Here is a 17,535-nt window from a genome sequence, read left to right as displayed (position 1 = left end):
CACATTTTTGCGAAAACATTGTTCAGTTTTCAAGGTACTACCTGCGACGCTCGTAAACGCCGCTGTTTTATTTTGCCAGATCTTTGTCCTCTTGTCAAGAACTTTTTTCTGACCCCGCTGTTGCTTTTTTTACAACAGCGTTTATTATCTTACTAAACTAGCTCTTCTTTGTCAACTAGTTTTTTCGGATTTTTTTTGCCCTCTTCCGCTTGGCTCTTGCCTTGCGCCCGACGACAGTTATTAATATTAGCAACTCTTTTTTACTTTTGCAAGTCTTTTTTACGATTTATTAAAGTGACTTAGAAATTTTTTCATGCTAAAGTTGTTATATCAACGTTTAGAGGGGAGTTTTAAAAATAAAAAAATTTGATATAGCAATCATCGGTGCTGGCCCAGTCGGTCTATTTTGTGCAAATTTTGCCCACCTACATGGTTTAACATCAATTACATTTGATTCTTTAAAGGAGGTTGGTGGACAACCACAATTTTTATATCCGAATAAAAAAATTTCTGATATTCCTGTTTTTGATCAAATTACTGGCTTTGATTTAATTAGTCGCTTAAAGAAATCCGCTACTGGCAAGACCACTTTTTCATTAAACCATCGCGTTACTTCTATTGAGCAAGAAGAAGATAAATTTCTTATTGATGGTGATTTTGAGGTAAAAAGCGTCATTATTGCTACCGGAACTGGTTCATTTAAACCAAAGAAATTGCCTCTAAAAATGGATGAGGCAATTGAAAAACGCGTGCATTATTTTGTTCAAGATTTAGCTAAATACGCTGGTCAAACAGTTGCCGTTTTTGGTGGCGGTGATTCAGCTCTTGATTGGGCACTTGAACTTGCGGAGCAAAGCAACACGCAGGTCAAATTAATTCATCGCCGAAATGAATTTCGCGGTTTAGAATCTTCAATACAGCAACTGAAAAGTTTAAAAAATGTTGAAATTCTAACTCCTTATCTTCCTAAAACAATTACATTAAGGAATAATCAACTTAAGGTTGGTCTCAAACAAATGGGAGAAACAGACATCATTAAGCGCCACTTTGATCAAATCATTGTTGCCTATGGCTTTAGAGCAGATAACAGTATTGCCCGTAAGTGGGGCATTAATCTGACCAACGGCCAAATTGATGTCACGCGGGAAATGGCAACTAATATACCAGGTATTTATGCGATTGGTGATAGTGCCACTTACCCTGGTCGCGTTCCTGTAATCGGACTCGGCTTTGGCGAAGCTCAAATTGCAATTACCGCAATTATGCGCTCGCTTTTCCCAGAAAAAACCTTAACAATTCATTCAACCAGTATTTAGGAGCGATTTATGACAATAATCAATTTTATTCTTCACATTGATCACCATCTGATTGAAATAGTCAACCAGTTTGGCAACTGGACCTACCTGATTATTTTTGGCATTATTTTTATCGAAACCGGACTTGTTATTTTCCCCTTTTTACCAGGAGATTCGCTGATTTTTGCAGCAAGTTCAATGGCAGTAAACCCCAAATATCATATTAATATCTGGTTAGTTTATTTAGCAGTTTTATTAGCCGCCATTTTAGGTGATGCATGTAATTATGAAATTGGGGCACGCTCAGTTAATGCAGGAGAAAAACATTCTTGGTTTAATAAAATGATTAATCAGAAAAATCGAATGGCAGCCGAAAAATTCTTTGAGCGCCATGGTCCGATCACAATTGTTATTGGTCGTTTCATTCCATTCATTCGGACCTTTGTTCCCTTCATTTCTGGCGGAAGCAAAATGCATTATGGTAAATTTGCAATTTATAACGTAATCGGCGGAATTATCTGGAGTGGTCTTTTTACAATAATCGGTGCCTTATTTGGTAACATTCCATTCGTCAAAGAGCACTTTTCCATGTTAATTCTTGCAATTATTCTAATTTCAGTATTGCCGATTTTAATTGTTGCCCTCAAAAAACGGCTAACACAAAAAAAGGAGTTCCACTAAGGAACTCCTTTTTTAGCGCTCTAAAAGCTGATTAGCAAAATATAACTCGTAAATAATTCCTGCGACTGCAAAACATGAGGCAAAAAAGCCTTCAGTCAGCACATTAATAATTGGATCAGTACCCGGATCAAACAGCCAAGTACTGCTACCAGCAAATAGCAAATGATGAAATACAACAAAAAAGTTATCAAAATTTGTTAGTGCAAATGGTAAAACAGCAATTGGCAATAGTAAAAATAAAAGCGCCCAAACTTTATTTAGTTTCAGTACTTTATTTTTTTGACTCCTGTTCCACAAAAAAATAAGCAGACAACATAAAAAGGCTAAAACAGCCAGAACAAGCAGCTTCTTCACATCCGCAAAATGCTGTGCAGCTAATGGCGAAGTTGGTAAATTACTCATCTTCAGTTTGTGCTTAAACGGCCAGATTAAATACCACATTAACTGATTGTAGTTGTGCATAACCTGCCCGATTGACAAATTAACAGTCTTATTAGTTTTTTGCACAATTACAAAAACTAGCAATAATGGCCAGCTGGCAATAATAGCGCCCACAACACTACTAGTAACGCCAAAAATAAAGTGATAAATGATTGTCAAAATGTTACTTTTTTTGCTCATAATTTTACCTTATCCAGGCTATCGACCAAAATCGTTGGCTGCTTTTTGCCAATTAGATCAGCAGCTTGGGTAATTCCCGTGGTTACCAGTAATTGGTCAACCCCACTGTTAAAGCCAGCTTTTATGTCGGTTTCATAATTATCACCTACTAAAAGAGCGTCTTTTTTAGAACAATGAAATTTAGCCAACACTTTTTCAATAATGATTGCAGATGGTTTACCAATATATAGCGGTTCTTGACCACTAGCAACAGCAACCATTGCACACAAAGAGCCATTTCCGGGCATTAACCCCTGATCACTGGGCAAGTTAACATCAGCATTAGTACCAATAAACTTGGCTCCATTTTGAATTGCAGTAGCTGCAACTTGAACTTTATGATAAGTAAAATCAGTATCCAGTCCAACGACTACATAATCCGGATTGGACTCATTTAATTCGAATTCTGAATGCTTTAAAAATTCTTGTAACAAGCCAATTTGGCCAATTAAATAGACGCCAATTTTCTTGGCTTGCCGATCTTCTTGCTCCAAAATATAACTAACTGTTGCCATGTTCGGCGTATAAATATGAGAAACGTCCGTTTTAACGCCATGACGAGCCAGCTTGTCAACAACCATTTGAGGCGTTCTGGTAGTGTTATTGGTTAAAAAAAGACACTCTTTGCCTGCTTCTTTAATTCGGTGAATAAAACGCACTCCGGACGCAATAGTGTCTTTTCCACGATAAATAGTGCCATCGAGGTCCACTAAAAATAAATGGTAATCTTTCACTTACTTGCTGCCCTTTCTTTTTTTAATTACAAAAGTATGATTATTTTTCTGTTCTTTTTTAACCGCTACTGTTTCCGGCTTTTTATAATGTGCAGGTCGGACCTTGTAACGCTTGAAAGCAACACCATTCTTTTTATTAGGTTGGCCCTTCTTACGCTTACGATATGAACTGCCCCATTTTTTCCGGTTATTATTGCGATAATGGTGCACTGGACTCAGCAATTGCAAGATAAAATAAGGACCACCAGGATTGCAATACTCCATTAAGTAGTCAGCAATCGTCTGTTCTTTTCGATCAATTGCTGTCTGTACGTTATCTTTATAAAAGCCTTTGAGACGTAAATGTTCGCTGGAAACATCCCCAACCAAAAAATCATATTGATCAAGATATGGGTCATATTTCTGGCTTAATACCTCAAGATCAAGGGCATCTTCCTTATTCACCATGACCTGGTATAACTGTTTATTAATCTTTAAACGATCGTTTTCTAACGAAACAGCAGCCAATGGATGCCGAAGAGGCTGCTTTTTCTCAAACTTATTTTCCTTGTCAGTTTTTATCTTAACTACTTCAACGGCTTTTTCCGTCATTAGGTTCACTTCCTGTTAATAGGATATTTTTTGGCCAAATAATCCCCAATTACTTCACGTAAAAATTGTGGGAATAAAAACTTATTATCACCGACTATAGCTAAAGTAGGGAAAAACGGCACTAGAACATAGTGATCTAACACCGCAATTTCATATTCCTTAGCAGGATCAATTTCTTTGCCTTTAACGTAAACTATTCTGCTTATCGGGTCAAATTTGATTCCACGGTAATGCATTTGACCAAAAATTTTGCCGCGAAAACTCATCCCCTGCAAGTGAAAATGATCGAGATAATGACGATTCTTCTCAATCTCCATGACCAAGCGCCACAAATCCTTGCCCTTTAATTTTGATCTAACAACATGCATGGAGTGCGGTAAAGCCACTTGTAAATCATATTTGGTTAAGATGCCGCGTTTAAAAGGTTGCAGAAAGAGTCCAGTACTTAGCATTGCCAAGTCGGTTTTAGCAAAATCAGCAATGGCATCCATTGAAACATTAATTGTTGCCTCATAATCATCATTGTATTTTTCCGGTAAATTTGCCACTTGCTCACGGTTTAATATTTCCTTACCGCATTCATAATAGCCTAGAACTGTCTCAATATCGCCATTATGCTCTTTCATTAAGCTAGTTGGCTCTACATGCGGCATTATTTTAGTCACATGGTGCTGATCATCAATCTCCATGTAAGTGTTACCAACGTAATTACCCCACTTACCGGTTTGCGTAATCCAGACACCATTTACTCTTCTGCCATGCTTTAATAAATCGTGTGTATGACCGCCGACAATTAAGTCAATCTGGGGGTAATTTTTGGCCAAAAACATATCCATGTTAAGACCAACATGTGTTAATAAAATGAGCACATCATACTGTCCAGCAATTTTAGGTAACACCTCATCCATTGTTTCTTTTAGCATTCTAACGTGCCAGTGGTTAGGTTCATAAGAAAGCGGATATGCGGCAGTTAGACCGATTAAGGCAATTCGGGTACCCTTTTTGGTAGTGATAATCTTATTTTGAACGGCCCAATGCGGCATTGACTCATCTTCCTCACGGAGGTTGGCCAAAATGACGGAAAATTTAGCATGATCAAATAAATGCTCAACCACCTCATGTGAGTTGGAAATTCCCTCATTATTACCAATCGTAATTGCATCATAATGAAAAGAATTCATTAATTTAATGTTAGCTTTCCCGTAAGTTGCATCCGTTAAAGGGTGGGAACGGTCCATAAAATCACCAGCATCAAACGTGAAAACTTGATCAACTGATTGATCTTTTTGAGCCTCATGAAGATACCGACCAATTTTGGGAAAGTGTTCAAAGTGTGAATGCAAATCATTAGTATGTAAAATGCGTAGTTTTTCCATTTCTCCCACTTTCTATCCAATCTGATTGGATTTTAAAATCATCTTATAAGCGTCCAAGATTTTACCCCTAGGCTTTTGCCATTCCACCCAGTCAGGATTTTTCCAATCTTCCTCATTAGTCAACGTTTCAAGCTGATAAGTTTTATTGATGTACTTTTCATAAGTAACTAATGCCTTCGTTCGTGGGATGTTCAACTGCAAAATGCGCACATTCTTGATTTTGCCCCGATCAACCGCTAATTCAGCAATCCCATTCTGATCTATATTCGAAATTTCAAAATACTTGCTATTATCATTACGAGTGATTTCTTCAATTAAATCTAATTCTTCATATTGTTGATTCATTAATTATACCTATGAAATTAAAACTGTTACATATAGCAAAAAATGTGCAACCATGCTATTGTAATAAACGATAGAGGTGTACACATGAAACGTAAAAGCCATCTAATTACGGCTCTCTTTTTTAGCTTAATCTTTTTGACAACAACTGGTTTCACTGTTGTTGGGCACCGCGGGGATCCCACTAAATACCCTGAAGAAACTATTCAGAGTGATGATTCAGCTTTCAACTCCGGCGCCGATTACGTTGAACTCGACCTTCATCTATCATCGGATGGAGAATTGGTTGTTTCGCATGATGATGATTTGTTTCGAGTTACCCATACACATGCAATTGTATCACAAAATACTTGGCGAGCACTTAGTCAATTAACATATGATAACGGTGAACATGTGCTAAGTCTAGCGGAGCTATTTGAACATTATCAAAAAAAGCCAGATACAAAATTTATTTTAGAAACAAAAATAGATCACTCAATTGATTCTTCTTATGAACTTGAAGATAAAATTGCGGCAACAATTAAAAAATATCACATGGAAAAACGGGTCATGATTCATTCATTTTCCGCCGCCAGTTTATTTCATTTTCGGGAAATTTTGCCTGATGCTTATTTAATTTTAATCGTCGGCAGTTTAAAACGAATGAACTTCAGTAATCTTCCGCAAGTTAATGCAGTCAACGTGTCATCTGATCTAATTTTAAATCACTCTTGGCTAATACATTGGTTGCACCAGCTAAACAAGCAGGTTTTTGTTTGGACAGAAATGGACGAATCGCCTAAATTATGGCATTGGTTAATTAACAAAAACATTGATGGTGTTGTGACCAACTTTCCAAGTACCGGTTTCAAGTACAAATTGGCAAAAGAAGGAACGCATAAATACGATATCCATCGCAAGGGATTATATTTTGGCAATAAAAAAGCTGCCACAATGATGAACCCCTATGTTCGAATTAAGCGTAAAAAGTTTGTTTATCCTGGACAGAAATTAGAGGTATCGTATGGTGTGCGGGCACATAACCAGCTTTATTATCAAATAGATAACCAAACCTTTATTTCCGCCGAATTTGTTACCCTGGATTTAAAGCCGCAAGATGTTGCCCCGTACCAAGATAAGCAAGTCATCGCACGACCGCAAGAAGAAGTTGCGCTTTACCGTTATCCAGAAAACCAGGCAAAAACTAAGAAGAAATTGCCCCTTAACCAGCTTTATCGCATCTATAATTTCAACGGTAGCCCTAAGAGCATGTGGCTCAAAACATCGCTAGGCTGGGTCAAGGCCCGTGATATTCTCTTTTACGGCTTTTTCGACGAAACCAGTTGGAAAAATTATCATAATTTACCGCGAATGAGCCGTTATCCTAATATTGCCTTGACGCAATATCAACCGCTACAAGCGCCAAGAGAACTTACTTTTACCCAAAAAATAAAATTAGCAGCGCAATTAAATTAACGTAGCAAAAACCCGTTACACAAATATGTAACGGGTTTTTAGTTAAATCATTTAGTTATTTGAAGTACTCTGCTTTTTCAATAATTCATATGGCAATTCAATTTGCATATTGTCTACTTTTTCATTACTCATCAATTTGGTCAGCATTCTCATAGCTACAGCGCCAATATCATAAAGGGGTTGACGAATAGCTGTTAGAGCCGGACGAACGACAGAAGCAATTTGAGTTGCACTAGCCGTAATAATTTCCAAGTCATCTGGAACTTTCTTTCCGCCATCAATTGCTGAATTTAAAATACCGACAGCAGTAACATCGCTAGTTACGATTACACCATCAATACCATCTTGACTTAGTTGTGAGAAGAGGTTATAGCCATCGGAATGATCCTTAATGTTGCTATAAATATGACCTGCACCTAAATTATGTTCTTCTAAGAATTTTTTATAGGCTGGAATGCGGTTTTCGGCATTAACAACCGTATCTGGATCATCCAATACAAGTGCTAAGTTCTTTTTACCATCGTTATAAAGCAAGTTCAAAGCTTCAGTATCGGCTTTCTTGTAGTCAATTGCAACGGAAGGAAATTCTTTGTGGTTGTCTTTTGTTCCTGCCAAGACAACGGGTGTATCAGTCCGTTTAAAAGCCTCGACAGCTTCTTCTGGCAAACTATCAGACATGTAAATAACCCCATCAACCTGCTTATTCAATAGGCCCTGGATTGCCTGGTCTTCACGCATTAAACGATTCTCAATGCTTGTAATAATAATATTATACTTATACAAAAGGGCAATATCGTCGATTCCTTTTGAAAGTTCAGCAAAATAAAGATTGGTTAAGTCCGGTACAATCAACCCGACAGTTGTTGTTCTCTTAGAGGCTAGACCCTGCGCCACAGCATTCGGTTGGTAGTGCAGACGATTAATCACTTTCATTACCCGGTCACGCGTATCTTTACGCACGTTGGTGTTACCATTAACAACCCGTGAAACTGTAGCCATTGATACCTTGGCCTCGCGAGCAACATCATAAATTGTAATATCTTGTTTACGCATCTTATTTCCCCTATCTTATGTACTAATATAAAATTTATCATGCTTTTGTAAAAAATGCAAGCGTTTACAGCTATTCTTTCATTTTTTCAACTCAAGAACATGATATACTTTTCTTAATTACCGCTTGATACGAAAGGAAAAGTTTATGAATTTAACCAAATTGCAAGAATGGCTACAGAGTTCTAATAACGACGTAGCTTATATTTCAAATCCAACCACAATAGCCTATTTTACAGGTTATGATATGGAGCCGCATGAACGAATTTTCGCTCTTCTAGCTTTCAAGGACCAAGACCCATTCGTCTTTGTTCCTGCCCTAAATGTAGAAGAAGCCAAAAATTCTGCTTGGAATGGCAATGTTTATGGCTACCTTGATTCAGAAGATCCTTGGGCTGTAATTGCTGACAAAGTTAAGCACAGAACTACAGCATACCAAAAATGGGCGCTTGAGAAAAATAATTTGTCTGTTTCTCACTACCAATTGCTCCATCAACAATTCCCTGATGCAAACTTTGATGCCGATGTGTCTAACTTTATCGCTAAAATTCGTTTGTATAAGACGCCTGAAGAAATTAAGCAATTACAAGCTGCCGGTGAAGAAGCTGACTTTGCTTTCCAAATCGGTTTTAACGCCATTAAGACTGGCGTAACCGAAAGATACATTGCTGGTCAAATTGATTACCAGTTAAAACTGCAAAAAGGTGTTATGCACGAAAGTTTTGAAACAATCGTGCAAGCTGGTGCAAATGCTGCTAATCCTCATTTAGGCCCAACAATGAACAAAATAGTGCCTAATGAATTAGTGCTATTTGATCTTGGAACTATGCATAACGGCTATGCATCCGATTCTAGTCGGACAGTTGCTTATGGCAAACCAAGCGCAAAGGAAAAAGAAATCTACGAGATCGACCGTGAGGCACAACAAGCCGCAATCGATGCTGTTAAACCAGGGATGACAGCTTCTGAACTTGATGGCGTTGCCCGTGACGTGATTACTAAGGCCGGCTACGGCAAATACTTCATTCACCGCTTAGGTCACGGAATTGGCAAGGATGTACACGAGTACCCTTCAATTGTTCAAGGCAACGACTTAATTATTGAGGAAGGCATGTGCTTTTCGATTGAACCTGGCATTTACATCCCTGGTGTTGCAGGTGTAAGAATCGAAGACTGCGGCGTTGTCACTAAAGACGGTTACCAACCATTTACACATACTGACAAAGAGCTCAAGTACATTCCGCTCAACGATTAATTTCTCTATAATAAAAAATGCACTGGCGGAAGATTGTTCCTGCTAGTGCATTTTTTGTTAATTTAATTGTTAAGGTCTTGGTAGAGTATCATCTTTTGGCAAAACACCTGGATCTTCTTGGCTTTCAGCATTATGCAGATCATCAACTGATTTTTCTGCATTGTCTTTTTGAATTGGGTCATCATCTTCTGAATTATCAATGACAATGTCATCAAAATCCTTTAATTCAGAATCATCCTCAACATTCTTAGGGAATGATGCCAATTGATTTTTAACTACTTCTGTACCGTTATCATATTTTTTCTTCAAATTTTGAACGGTATCGTTATTCTTAACTTTTCTCTTTAATTCATCAATTTGATTATCACTAACAAGCAATGAGCCAGCCAAGAAACCTGCTGCTCCACCTACAATAGCACCTAATACAAAATCAGTAAATTTTCTCATCGTAGTAACTCCTTTTTACTAATCCTTACCTTTACGACGCCTACGACGTGCAAACATCGACGATAAAGCAGAAGACATTATTCCGTTATTGCCTTTCAGACGGAAGTTGCTGACGCGTTTTGCCATCTTACGGGAGGACGCGTTAACATCCGAAACGCTAACTCCTAAATCTGCGGCTGCCTGAACCACCGGATCTAGGGTTTTCATTTTAACGTTCACGTCAGCCAATAACACATTGGTTTTATCAAGTAAATCACCTGTTTGCTGAAGCAAGACATCAGCTTCTTTTGAAATCTGCTGTATTGATTCATTGGTACTCCTAATCATTTCTTCTGCTTGTTTTGTCGCCTTTGTGGCACGAATAAGCACAGGAATGGCAAAAAGTACTAAAATTAATAATGCAACCGCAGCAATTATACCTGCTAATGCACCATAAGACATTATCATCTTCAACCTCCAATTCTATACCTAAAAAAAGTCTAGCATGAAAATGCTTCAATCTCAATCTATATGTAATATTTTGCTATAGTTAATATGCATATAAGAAAGGCGGGAACCATGAAACAAGCGTTTCAAATCAACCAAAAAGTTTTAAAAATCAATTGGGATCAAATTGGCGAGCAATTAATCTCAGTTGTGTGGCAATTAACAATATCATCTTTGATATTCTATTTAATTAATCAATTTGGCAAAAAAATTATTAATCATTATTTAAACCATAGCAAGCGCCCACAAACCAAGCGATCGAAAACAGTTGCGGCTTTAATTAATAGTATTTTTTCTTATACAGTTATCTTCTTTTATTTATTTGCTGTTTTATCAATATTGGGTATTCCAATTGGGACTTTGCTAGCTAGTGCCGGTATCTTTTCTCTTGCTTTAGGCATGGGAGCTCAGGGCTTTGTCAGTGATTTAGTTAACGGCTTTTTCATTTTAAGTGAAGATCAATTTGATGTTGGTGACATTGTCCAGATTAATAATCAAACTGGAGTGGTTGTTCAGCTAGGATTACGGACAACCAGACTAAAAGGAACAGATGGTTCGATTATCTACATCCCTAACCGCAATATCTCAATCGTCCAAAATCTCGCCCACGGCGGTATTGGTCTTGATATTGAATTGCAATTAAAAGTTTCCAACGACTTTAACAAGGTTCATCAACTCATTGAACAAGTAAATAATGACATAAACTTAGGTAAAAATGTCCTTGTCCAAGGTCCCAATATTATCGGGATTACCGCACAGACAGCTCAAACAGCTACATATGTCATTCATTTTCAAGTCGAACCAGGGCATGAAAAAGCTGTTCAAGATCAATATTTGACGCATTACTTAAAAACGCTGCAAGCAAATGGCATTTTATTAGCACAATAATGAAAAAGGTTAATCCCATATTAGGATTAACCTTTTTTTAAAATTGCGCTAGCCAGGCAGGAAAAGCAGCCAATAATCTTTGAATTGCCCTGCCACGGTGTGACAAACTATTTTTTTCTTCAACCGTCATTTCAGCAAAGGTTTTGCCTTTTTCCGGAACATAAAACAAAGGATCATAGCCAAAGCCATCTTCTCCTCGAGGAGCCGCCAGAATAAGGCCACTACACTGACCCGAAACGACTAGATCCTGAGCAAAATTGCCCGGCATCGAAGCCACAATCGTGGTATTAAAACGTGCTGTCCTTTTTTCAGGTTTTACCCCACCAAGTTCTACCAACAATTTAGCATTATTTTTGCTGTCATTATGCTCCTCTCCGGCAAACCGAGCGGACCGAACTCCGGGCGCCCCATCAAGAGCATCCACCATTAATCCTGAATCATCAGCAATAGTCACCATTTGACTGTAATCAGCCAGAGCATGCGCCTTTAATTTAGCATTTTGCTCAAAGGTTGTTCCATATTCTTCAACAATTGGCGCATGGGCCAAATCTTTGTTAGTTTTGATAGCAACATCTATTTTGGCTTTTTTAAAAGCCTCTTTTAATTCCTTAACCTTGCCATAATTGGTCGTAGCAAACAAAATTTCTTTCATAACTTGCCTTTTCTTTTTTATAAATGATGAGCGGTAAAATTAGCGTCATTGAGCACTATTTTGCCCAATTTTTCTACTAACTCAACTTCACCAGTTGTGTAATATTCATGTTGAGCAGCTTGGGTACTGGCACCCAACAGCCCTTTTTGCTTCATCAATTCAAAGGTACTTTCCGCTACCTGATCTGCAGGATCGACTACCTGAACCCCAGTCGGCAGACACTGAACGAACTCATCACGAATAATTGGATAATGCGTGCAACCTAAAATCAAGGTATCAAATGTGCTATTTTCAAGTGGCTTTAGGGTTTGCTGCAAGGCTGACAAATAGTTTGATCTGCCAGCATTTTTTTCAATCAAAGGCACTAATTGTGGTGCCGCAAGCTCTGTCACCTGAACTTTAGGATCGCGCGCATTAATTTCTGTTTGGTAAGCATGGAGTGCCACTGTAATTTGCGTGGCAACTACTGCAACCCGATTAGTTTGAGTTGCGCGAATTGCCGCACTGCTTCCAGATTGAATCACGCCGATAATTGGAACGGTTATTTCTTTTTGGATGATATCCATCGCGACTGCCGTGGCAGTATTGCAAGCAAAAATAATCAACTTAACATTTTTACTTAATAAAAAATTGACACTATTTCTAGTCAGTTCGACTATTTCTTCTTTCGTCTTATCACCATATGGGATATGGGCATTATCACCGATAAAAACAGTTGATTCGCCTGGCATCTTTTGAATGATTTTTTTGACAACAGTTAAACCACCAACGCCAGAATCTAACAGGCCGATTGGCCGATTATCCATAATATAAATCCCCTCAATTTTTTCTATTTCTCTCAATTTTACGGTAAAATAAAAGAAAATAAAAGGGATGAAATTCTTTATGCAAGACAACAAGCAACAAAGCGAACACGTGTATTTTGTTAATCAGTTATACCGCGACTTTCTTTTACCCACCATTTTAGGTGAAGACAATGATGCAATCTTATATTGGGGTGGCAAAAAAATTGCCCGCAAATATGATTTGTCGTCTTTTGACGACGTAGTCAGTTTTTTTGCTACCACTGAATTTGGCGATTTAACAAGAGTAAAGCAGCGGCGAACTGAGACCGTTTTTGAATTAAGCGGCCAAAGTGTAACCGATCGCTTGAACAGCGATAGTCATGAGTTTTCTCTAGAAGCCGGAATTTTAGCAGAAGCAGTCCAAAAAGAAACTGGTCGGACTACAGAATGCGAACTAAAGATTGATGATAAAAGAAAAATCGTTCAAATAGCAGCCAAATTTGACTAAGTTTAAAAGCTTTTTAATTGAGTTTTTGCCCATTTTTGCAATATGATTAAAGTGAGAATGGAGGAAATAAAGATGCTAAAAGAGTTTAAACAATTTATTGAACGTGGAAATGTAATCGACTTGGCTGTTGGTGTTATCATCGGCGGAGCTTTTACTAATATTGTAAATTCATTGGTAACAAACTTAATTAACCCATTAATTGGTCTATTTATTGGCAAAATTGATTTATCAAATTTAGTAGTCAAGGTTGGCGGCGCAACCTTTAGATATGGTTCATTTATTAACACTGTGATTAACTTTTTAATTATTGCATTCATTGTTTTCTTACTTGTGAAGGCTGTCAATAAAGTAACCAAACCGCAACCGGCTCCAGCTCAGCCATCTGCTGAAGATTACTTAAAAGATATTCGGGATTTGCTCCAAGCAAAAAATAACTAAAAAAATAAGGCTCTCTCTTCTGAGAAAGCCTCTTTTTTTGCGTTTAATCAGTATATTGATTGAGAATTTGATCAAGCTTGGCCTTTGGGGTATAGCCAGTTATCCGATCAACAATTTCCCCATTTTTCTTAATGAGTAAAGTTGGGATAGCCATAATGCCAAGAGAACTTGGCGTTTCTTTATTTTCATCAATATCCATCTTCGTAAACTTAACATCTTGCCGTTCTTCAGCCAATTCATCGACAACAGGTGATTGCATCTTGCAAGGACCACACCAAGTTGCCCAAAAATCTGTTAGCACAACGCCATCTTTTGTTTCTTCTTCAAAGTTCTGATCTGTTAGTTCATCAACCATGAATATACCTCCCTATATATAATGCAATATTTCTTATCTTATAAAATTCATTATAGCAAGCCGACTTACTTTTTACAAGTAAGCTGTTTTATTTCAAATGGACAATAGTTGCACCGTTACCACCCTCGTTAGCAGGAGCATAATTAAAACTTTTTACGTGACTACTCGAACGCAAATATTGCCACACACCTTTTCTGATTGCACCTGTTCCAATTCCGTGAATGATTGTGACAACATCAAGGCCAGCAAGCAAAACAGAATCAATATACCGATCAAGGTTGGTCATTGCCTCATCATAACGCTGTCCACGCAAATCAAGTTCGCTACGGGCGTTACTTCGCCGGTTAGAACTAACAGCACGGACGGTTTTCTTGGTTTGCTGCTTCTGCTGATTTATCTTTTCAACATCACGATCACTTACTTTTACTTTAATAATGCCCATCTGGACTTCATATTGATGCTCAGATAGTTTTTTAGTGATTGTTCCTGTTTGATTGTAAGATAAAACTTTAACCTGGTCGCCCACCTTGACGTGATGCCGTCTTTTTTCTTTTTGCAAGACGCGATTATGAGCTAGGTTTTCATTTTGCTTTTCAAGCTGCGTTAACTTTCCCTTTGCATCAATCAGTTCGTTTTGCTTAACATTATTCGGCTGCTTTTGCAGCTGTTCAATGATTTTTTCGGCTTTCTTTCGGCTTTTGGCGACAACTTCATTGGCCCGTTCTTGGGCAAATTCTAACTGCTTTTGCACACGCTGGTTATACCAATCAAGTGCTTGCTGCAATTTTACTTCAAGTTTTCTACTCCGATCAAGGCTGGTTTCTAAATGCCGGCGTGCAGTTGACGCCTTTTTAGTCTGTTTGGCTAGTTCGGCAATCATTTGGTTAATATCTGCATTATCATCAGACATTAAACCTTCCGCATTTTTTACAACATCTTCACGCATTCCTAAGCGCCGTGCAATTGCAAAGGCGTTACTGTGTCCAGGAATACCGATTTGCAGGCGATAAGTTGGTGATAAAGTTTTTAAATCAAATTCCATTGAAGCATTTATTGCTTTGGGACGGTTGTAGCCATATAGTTTTAACTCAGGGTAATGAGTGGTAACAATTATCTTAGCTTGCTTTTTTCGCAAGAAATCCAAGATACTAATTGCCAAACTTGCCCCTTCCTCGGGATCAGTTCCAGCTCCAATCTCATCGATTAGCACTAAAGTTTGCTCATCAACATTTTTCATTATTTTAATGATGCCATTAATATGCGAAGAAAAAGTACTAAGCGATTGTTCGATTGACTGTTCATCACCAATATCGGCACAAATATCCTTGAAAACGCCAGCCTTACTATTTTCAGCAACAGGAATGAATAGTCCTGCTTGCACCATTAATTGCAAAATGCCCACGGTCTTTAACGTAATTGTCTTACCACCGGTATTCGGACCAGTAATCAGCATTGTGTCAAAATCTTCACCCAAACGAATATCATTAGCAACTACTTTTTTGGGATCAATTAACGGATGTCGCGCCTGCAAAAAAACAAGCGAATGATCTTCAGTTAGTTGAGGCTCTGTCGCCTTCAGTTCACGTGCTAATTTTGCTTTAGCCTGAATAAAGTCTAACGCAGTTAATGCAGCAGCAATCTGCTCAATCGAATCAACTTCTTGCCGTGCCTGCGAAGAAAGAGAATGTAAAATCCGCTGAATTTCCCTGCGTTCCTGAGCTAACAGGTTTTGCACCCGATTATTTAAATTAAGGACGCTGCTAGGCTCGATAAACAGGGTTTGCCCGCTGGCACTCTGATCATGGACTACACCGCCAAATTTATTGCGGTATTCTTGTCTAACCGGAATAACGTAACGTTCATCCCTAATGGTAACAATTTGTTCAGACAAATATTTACTGCTATTTCCCTTAAGATAGCCGTCCATGCGCTTTTTGATTTCTTCATCGTTTGCTTTTAATTCTCGCCGTAATTGTGCTAACTCGCTTGACGCAGTATCGAGTACATCACCATCAAAAGTTAGCGACTTTTCTAACTGATTAAAAAAGTCTTCTGGAACGTTTAAATCTTCCAGAATAGTTTCAATTGCAGTCAGATCAAGCTCTTCATCATCAACGTCTTCTAAAAAGCCATTGACATCATTAGCCAAAGTTAAAACCAGCAGTAAATTACCAAGCTCAGCCGCATTTAAATTAGCATTAATCCGCAGTCGTTTCGTACTTGGCTTCACATCCATAAAGTCCGTTAAGGGTAGTTGCCCTTTGATGCGCAGCATATTGGCGCCAGTTAATGTCTGCTTTAAAGCTTGTTGTACCCACGAAAATTTGCTACTAGGTACTAAATTAGCCGCCTGCCTTTTTGCCGGGGCGGTAATTGCCATTTCCTGCAAGCGATCCGTAATCTTTGCAAATTCTAATGTTTCTAATATTTTGTCATTCATTTTCTTCAAAAAATTTCTATTAATAAAAAAGGCTGGCTAAGCCAGTCTTTTTTGTTTATTCACCACTTAAGCGATCATCATCCAAGAAGGTATTTAGAACTCCTTGAACCATGTTCCATTCATCGTCTGCCTCAATTTCGTGCAAATCACTGCTGGTTACATCGCCTGCATCGTCTGCATCATAACTAAAAGCAAGAACCTCAATTTCTTCATCCTCACCAGCTGAAGCAGGATAAAGCAAAACGTACGACTTATCATAGTCATCTGAATGAAATGTGAATAAAATTTCGTATAATTCTTCATTACCTTGATCATCAACTAAGGTAATTTGACGGTCATCACCGTGAACTTCTTGTGTCATATTAATCCTTTCGGTTTAAGTCTAAATAATTCTGCAAAATCAAAACCGCGGCCATTTGGTCGATTACTTTCTTACGCTTGTGCCGATCATGAATTCCGGCTTCTTCGACCAAAACCCGACTTGATTCAACTGTCGTTAATCGTTCATCAGAATAATAAACGGGCAATCCGAATTTATCTTTCAGCCTTTTACCGTATGCCTTACTGCGAGCAACAGATGCTCCAGATGAGCCATCCATATTTTTGGGCAAACCCAAGACAAAACCATCTGGATCGTATTCACGGACAATTTTTTTCAGTGGGCGCATGCCAAAATTAAACCGTGTTTCATCAATTGGAATTGTTGTGACCTTTTGGGCGGTTATGCCTAGCTCATCGCTAACAGCTACACCAACAGTTTTTGATCCAACATCTAAACCAAGCAGTCTCATCTATTTGTTTTTTCCAAGATAACTTTTAACAAGCTCTTCAATAATTTCATCACGTTCGTGCTTTAAAATCAAATTACGAGCGTCATTATGCCGTGGAATATAAGCCGGATCACCAGACAATAAGTAACCAACAATCTGATTAACGGGATTATACCCTTTTTCTTCAAGGGCATTGTAAACATCTTGCAGAGTATCATAAACATTTTTGCCCTTATTTTCATTAAAGTCAAAATGCATTGTCTTATCTAGCGAACTCATAATTATTCCTCCTTGCTTAATTTTACTTGAAAAGCAGGATAAACTCAA

General features: G+C 38.1%; 22 protein-coding genes. 7 read left to right on the top strand and 15 right to left on the bottom strand.

What is annotated here, in order from left to right; genetic code table 11:
* The first annotated feature begins 356 nt into the window (after positions 1-356).
* Positions 357-1,316: an NAD(P)/FAD-dependent oxidoreductase gene (locus J3U71_RS09655; protein ID WP_267393956.1), complete on the top strand. Its 960-nt coding sequence runs from the start codon at positions 357-359 to the stop codon at positions 1,314-1,316.
* A gap of 9 nt (positions 1,317-1,325) precedes the next feature.
* Positions 1,326-1,976, top strand: a complete 651-nt coding sequence (locus tag J3U71_RS09650; protein ID WP_267393858.1) for a VTT domain-containing protein — start codon at positions 1,326-1,328, stop codon at positions 1,974-1,976.
* 12 nt (positions 1,977-1,988) lie between these two features.
* On the opposite strand, the gene J3U71_RS09645 is transcribed toward J3U71_RS09650, so the two are convergent.
* The 5 genes from J3U71_RS09645 to J3U71_RS09625 are packed head-to-tail and all read right to left on the bottom strand — an operon-like array spanning position 1,989 to position 5,682.
* Positions 1,989-2,597 (bottom strand): TIGR01906 family membrane protein, encoded by a 609-nt coding sequence (locus J3U71_RS09645; protein WP_267393860.1) that lies wholly within the window; start codon positions 2,595-2,597, stop codon positions 1,989-1,991.
* On the bottom strand, positions 2,594-3,370 hold the full coding sequence (locus J3U71_RS09640) for a TIGR01457 family HAD-type hydrolase (protein ID WP_220269244.1): 777 nt from the start codon (positions 3,368-3,370) through the stop codon (positions 2,594-2,596). Before J3U71_RS09640 ends, J3U71_RS09645 begins: the two co-directional genes overlap by 4 nt.
* A complete protein-coding gene (locus J3U71_RS09635; RefSeq protein ID WP_220235185.1) occupies positions 3,371-3,961 on the bottom strand; it encodes a YutD family protein in 591 nt (196 codons plus the stop codon).
* 5 nt (positions 3,962-3,966) lie between these two features.
* On the bottom strand, positions 3,967-5,337 hold the full coding sequence (locus tag J3U71_RS09630; RefSeq protein WP_267393864.1) for a bifunctional metallophosphatase/5'-nucleotidase: 1,371 nt from the start codon (positions 5,335-5,337) through the stop codon (positions 3,967-3,969).
* A gap of 12 nt (positions 5,338-5,349) precedes the next feature.
* On the bottom strand, positions 5,350-5,682 hold the full coding sequence (locus J3U71_RS09625) for a hypothetical protein (protein WP_220269241.1): 333 nt from the start codon (positions 5,680-5,682) through the stop codon (positions 5,350-5,352).
* Positions 5,683-5,766: 84 nt separating this feature from the next.
* On the opposite strand from J3U71_RS09625, the gene J3U71_RS09620 reads away from it, so the two are divergent.
* On the top strand, positions 5,767-7,134 hold the full coding sequence (locus J3U71_RS09620; RefSeq protein WP_267393866.1) for a glycerophosphodiester phosphodiesterase: 1,368 nt from the start codon (positions 5,767-5,769) through the stop codon (positions 7,132-7,134).
* Between the two features lie 51 nt (positions 7,135-7,185).
* Here J3U71_RS09620 and J3U71_RS09615 read toward each other — a convergent pair whose 3' ends face one another.
* Positions 7,186-8,187, bottom strand: a complete 1,002-nt coding sequence (locus J3U71_RS09615) for a substrate-binding domain-containing protein (protein WP_220269239.1) — start codon at positions 8,185-8,187, stop codon at positions 7,186-7,188.
* A gap of 145 nt (positions 8,188-8,332) precedes the next feature.
* Here J3U71_RS09615 and J3U71_RS09610 point away from each other — a divergent pair, with 145 nt between their 5' ends.
* Positions 8,333-9,439, top strand: coding sequence for an aminopeptidase P family protein (locus tag J3U71_RS09610; RefSeq protein ID WP_267393868.1), 1,107 nt, complete (start codon positions 8,333-8,335; stop codon positions 9,437-9,439).
* Between the two features lie 69 nt (positions 9,440-9,508).
* On the opposite strand, the gene J3U71_RS09605 is transcribed toward J3U71_RS09610, so the two are convergent.
* Together J3U71_RS09605 and J3U71_RS09600 are read right to left on the bottom strand one after the other, a co-directional pair.
* A complete protein-coding gene (locus tag J3U71_RS09605) occupies positions 9,509-9,886 on the bottom strand; it encodes a DUF1269 domain-containing protein (protein WP_220269237.1) in 378 nt (125 codons plus the stop codon).
* A gap of 18 nt (positions 9,887-9,904) precedes the next feature.
* Entirely contained in the window at positions 9,905-10,333 is a 429-nt protein-coding gene (locus J3U71_RS09600; protein WP_220269236.1) for a DUF948 domain-containing protein, read from the bottom strand.
* 111 nt (positions 10,334-10,444) lie between these two features.
* On the opposite strand from J3U71_RS09600, the gene J3U71_RS09595 reads away from it, so the two are divergent.
* Entirely contained in the window at positions 10,445-11,260 is an 816-nt protein-coding gene (locus tag J3U71_RS09595) for a mechanosensitive ion channel family protein (RefSeq protein ID WP_267393871.1), read from the top strand.
* A 37-nt stretch (positions 11,261-11,297) separates the two neighbouring features.
* Here J3U71_RS09595 and J3U71_RS09590 read toward each other — a convergent pair whose 3' ends face one another.
* Both J3U71_RS09590 and murI read right to left on the bottom strand, forming a co-directional pair.
* Positions 11,298-11,912 carry an XTP/dITP diphosphatase gene (locus J3U71_RS09590; protein WP_267393873.1) on the bottom strand — a complete coding sequence of 205 codons (615 nt, stop codon included), beginning with the start codon at positions 11,910-11,912 and terminating at the stop codon, positions 11,298-11,300.
* A 17-nt stretch (positions 11,913-11,929) separates the two neighbouring features.
* Positions 11,930-12,718 carry a glutamate racemase gene (gene murI, locus J3U71_RS09585; RefSeq protein WP_267393875.1) on the bottom strand — a complete coding sequence of 263 codons (789 nt, stop codon included), beginning with the start codon at positions 12,716-12,718 and terminating at the stop codon, positions 11,930-11,932.
* A gap of 67 nt (positions 12,719-12,785) precedes the next feature.
* Between murI and J3U71_RS09580 the strand changes: the two genes are divergently transcribed.
* Both J3U71_RS09580 and mscL read left to right on the top strand, forming a co-directional pair.
* Entirely contained in the window at positions 12,786-13,205 is a 420-nt protein-coding gene (locus tag J3U71_RS09580) for a YslB family protein (protein WP_220269232.1), read from the top strand.
* Between the two features lie 72 nt (positions 13,206-13,277).
* The gene (gene mscL / locus J3U71_RS09575) at positions 13,278-13,643 is read left to right on the top strand and encodes a large-conductance mechanosensitive channel protein MscL (RefSeq protein WP_103753061.1); all 366 of its coding nucleotides are present in this window, start codon (positions 13,278-13,280) and stop codon (positions 13,641-13,643) included.
* Positions 13,644-13,686: 43 nt separating this feature from the next.
* On the opposite strand, the gene trxA is transcribed toward mscL, so the two are convergent.
* The 5 genes from trxA to J3U71_RS09550 form a co-directional block, all read right to left on the bottom strand.
* Entirely contained in the window at positions 13,687-13,998 is a 312-nt protein-coding gene (gene trxA, locus J3U71_RS09570) for a thioredoxin (protein WP_220269230.1), read from the bottom strand.
* A gap of 88 nt (positions 13,999-14,086) precedes the next feature.
* Positions 14,087-16,438, bottom strand: a complete 2,352-nt coding sequence (locus tag J3U71_RS09565; RefSeq protein WP_267393877.1) for an endonuclease MutS2 — start codon at positions 16,436-16,438, stop codon at positions 14,087-14,089.
* A gap of 55 nt (positions 16,439-16,493) precedes the next feature.
* Positions 16,494-16,799, bottom strand: coding sequence for a DUF1292 domain-containing protein (locus tag J3U71_RS09560; protein ID WP_103753064.1), 306 nt, complete (start codon positions 16,797-16,799; stop codon positions 16,494-16,496).
* Between the two features lies 1 nt (position 16,800).
* The gene (gene ruvX / locus J3U71_RS09555; RefSeq protein WP_103753065.1) at positions 16,801-17,229 is read right to left on the bottom strand and encodes a Holliday junction resolvase RuvX; all 429 of its coding nucleotides are present in this window, start codon (positions 17,227-17,229) and stop codon (positions 16,801-16,803) included.
* Positions 17,230-17,487 carry an IreB family regulatory phosphoprotein gene (locus tag J3U71_RS09550; RefSeq protein ID WP_103753066.1) on the bottom strand — a complete coding sequence of 86 codons (258 nt, stop codon included), beginning with the start codon at positions 17,485-17,487 and terminating at the stop codon, positions 17,230-17,232.
* Positions 17,488-17,535: the final 48 nt, after the last annotated feature.

It is taken from the genome of Lactobacillus sp. B4015 (assembly GCF_026536055.1).
GTDB classification, from domain to species: Bacteria; Bacillota; Bacilli; order Lactobacillales; family Lactobacillaceae; genus Lactobacillus; species Lactobacillus panisapium.
Note: the sequence above shows the minus strand (reverse complement) of the source record. Positions and strands in the feature narration are given on the sequence as shown.

Excerpts from the sequence above, each read along its gene's own strand:
- J3U71_RS09650 (WP_267393858.1), top strand. The coding sequence starts at position 1,326 with ATGACAATAATCAATTTTATTCTTCACATTGATCACCATCTGATTGAA.
- J3U71_RS09645 (WP_267393860.1), bottom strand. The coding sequence starts at position 2,597 with ATGAGCAAAAAAAGTAACATTTTGACAATCATTTATCACTTTATTTTT.
- J3U71_RS09635 (WP_220235185.1), bottom strand. The coding sequence starts at position 3,961 with ATGACGGAAAAAGCCGTTGAAGTAGTTAAGATAAAAACTGACAAGGAA.
- J3U71_RS09630 (WP_267393864.1), bottom strand. The coding sequence starts at position 5,337 with ATGGAAAAACTACGCATTTTACATACTAATGATTTGCATTCACACTTT.
- J3U71_RS09625 (WP_220269241.1), bottom strand. The coding sequence starts at position 5,682 with ATGAATCAACAATATGAAGAATTAGATTTAATTGAAGAAATCACTCGT.
- J3U71_RS09620 (WP_267393866.1), top strand. The coding sequence starts at position 5,767 with ATGAAACGTAAAAGCCATCTAATTACGGCTCTCTTTTTTAGCTTAATC.
- J3U71_RS09615 (WP_220269239.1), bottom strand. The coding sequence starts at position 8,187 with ATGCGTAAACAAGATATTACAATTTATGATGTTGCTCGCGAGGCCAAG.
- J3U71_RS09610 (WP_267393868.1), top strand. The coding sequence starts at position 8,333 with ATGAATTTAACCAAATTGCAAGAATGGCTACAGAGTTCTAATAACGAC.
- J3U71_RS09605 (WP_220269237.1), bottom strand. The coding sequence starts at position 9,886 with ATGAGAAAATTTACTGATTTTGTATTAGGTGCTATTGTAGGTGGAGCA.
- J3U71_RS09600 (WP_220269236.1), bottom strand. The coding sequence starts at position 10,333 with ATGATAATGTCTTATGGTGCATTAGCAGGTATAATTGCTGCGGTTGCA.
- J3U71_RS09595 (WP_267393871.1), top strand. The coding sequence starts at position 10,445 with ATGAAACAAGCGTTTCAAATCAACCAAAAAGTTTTAAAAATCAATTGG.
- J3U71_RS09590 (WP_267393873.1), bottom strand. The coding sequence starts at position 11,912 with ATGAAAGAAATTTTGTTTGCTACGACCAATTATGGCAAGGTTAAGGAA.
- murI (WP_267393875.1), bottom strand. The coding sequence starts at position 12,718 with ATGGATAATCGGCCAATCGGCCTGTTAGATTCTGGCGTTGGTGGTTTA.
- J3U71_RS09580 (WP_220269232.1), top strand. The coding sequence starts at position 12,786 with ATGAAATTCTTTATGCAAGACAACAAGCAACAAAGCGAACACGTGTAT.
- mscL (WP_103753061.1), top strand. The coding sequence starts at position 13,278 with ATGCTAAAAGAGTTTAAACAATTTATTGAACGTGGAAATGTAATCGAC.
- trxA (WP_220269230.1), bottom strand. The coding sequence starts at position 13,998 with ATGGTTGATGAACTAACAGATCAGAACTTTGAAGAAGAAACAAAAGAT.
- J3U71_RS09565 (WP_267393877.1), bottom strand. The coding sequence starts at position 16,438 with ATGAATGACAAAATATTAGAAACATTAGAATTTGCAAAGATTACGGAT.
- J3U71_RS09560 (WP_103753064.1), bottom strand. The coding sequence starts at position 16,799 with ATGACACAAGAAGTTCACGGTGATGACCGTCAAATTACCTTAGTTGAT.
- ruvX (WP_103753065.1), bottom strand. The coding sequence starts at position 17,229 with ATGAGACTGCTTGGTTTAGATGTTGGATCAAAAACTGTTGGTGTAGCT.
- J3U71_RS09550 (WP_103753066.1), bottom strand. The coding sequence starts at position 17,487 with ATGAGTTCGCTAGATAAGACAATGCATTTTGACTTTAATGAAAATAAG.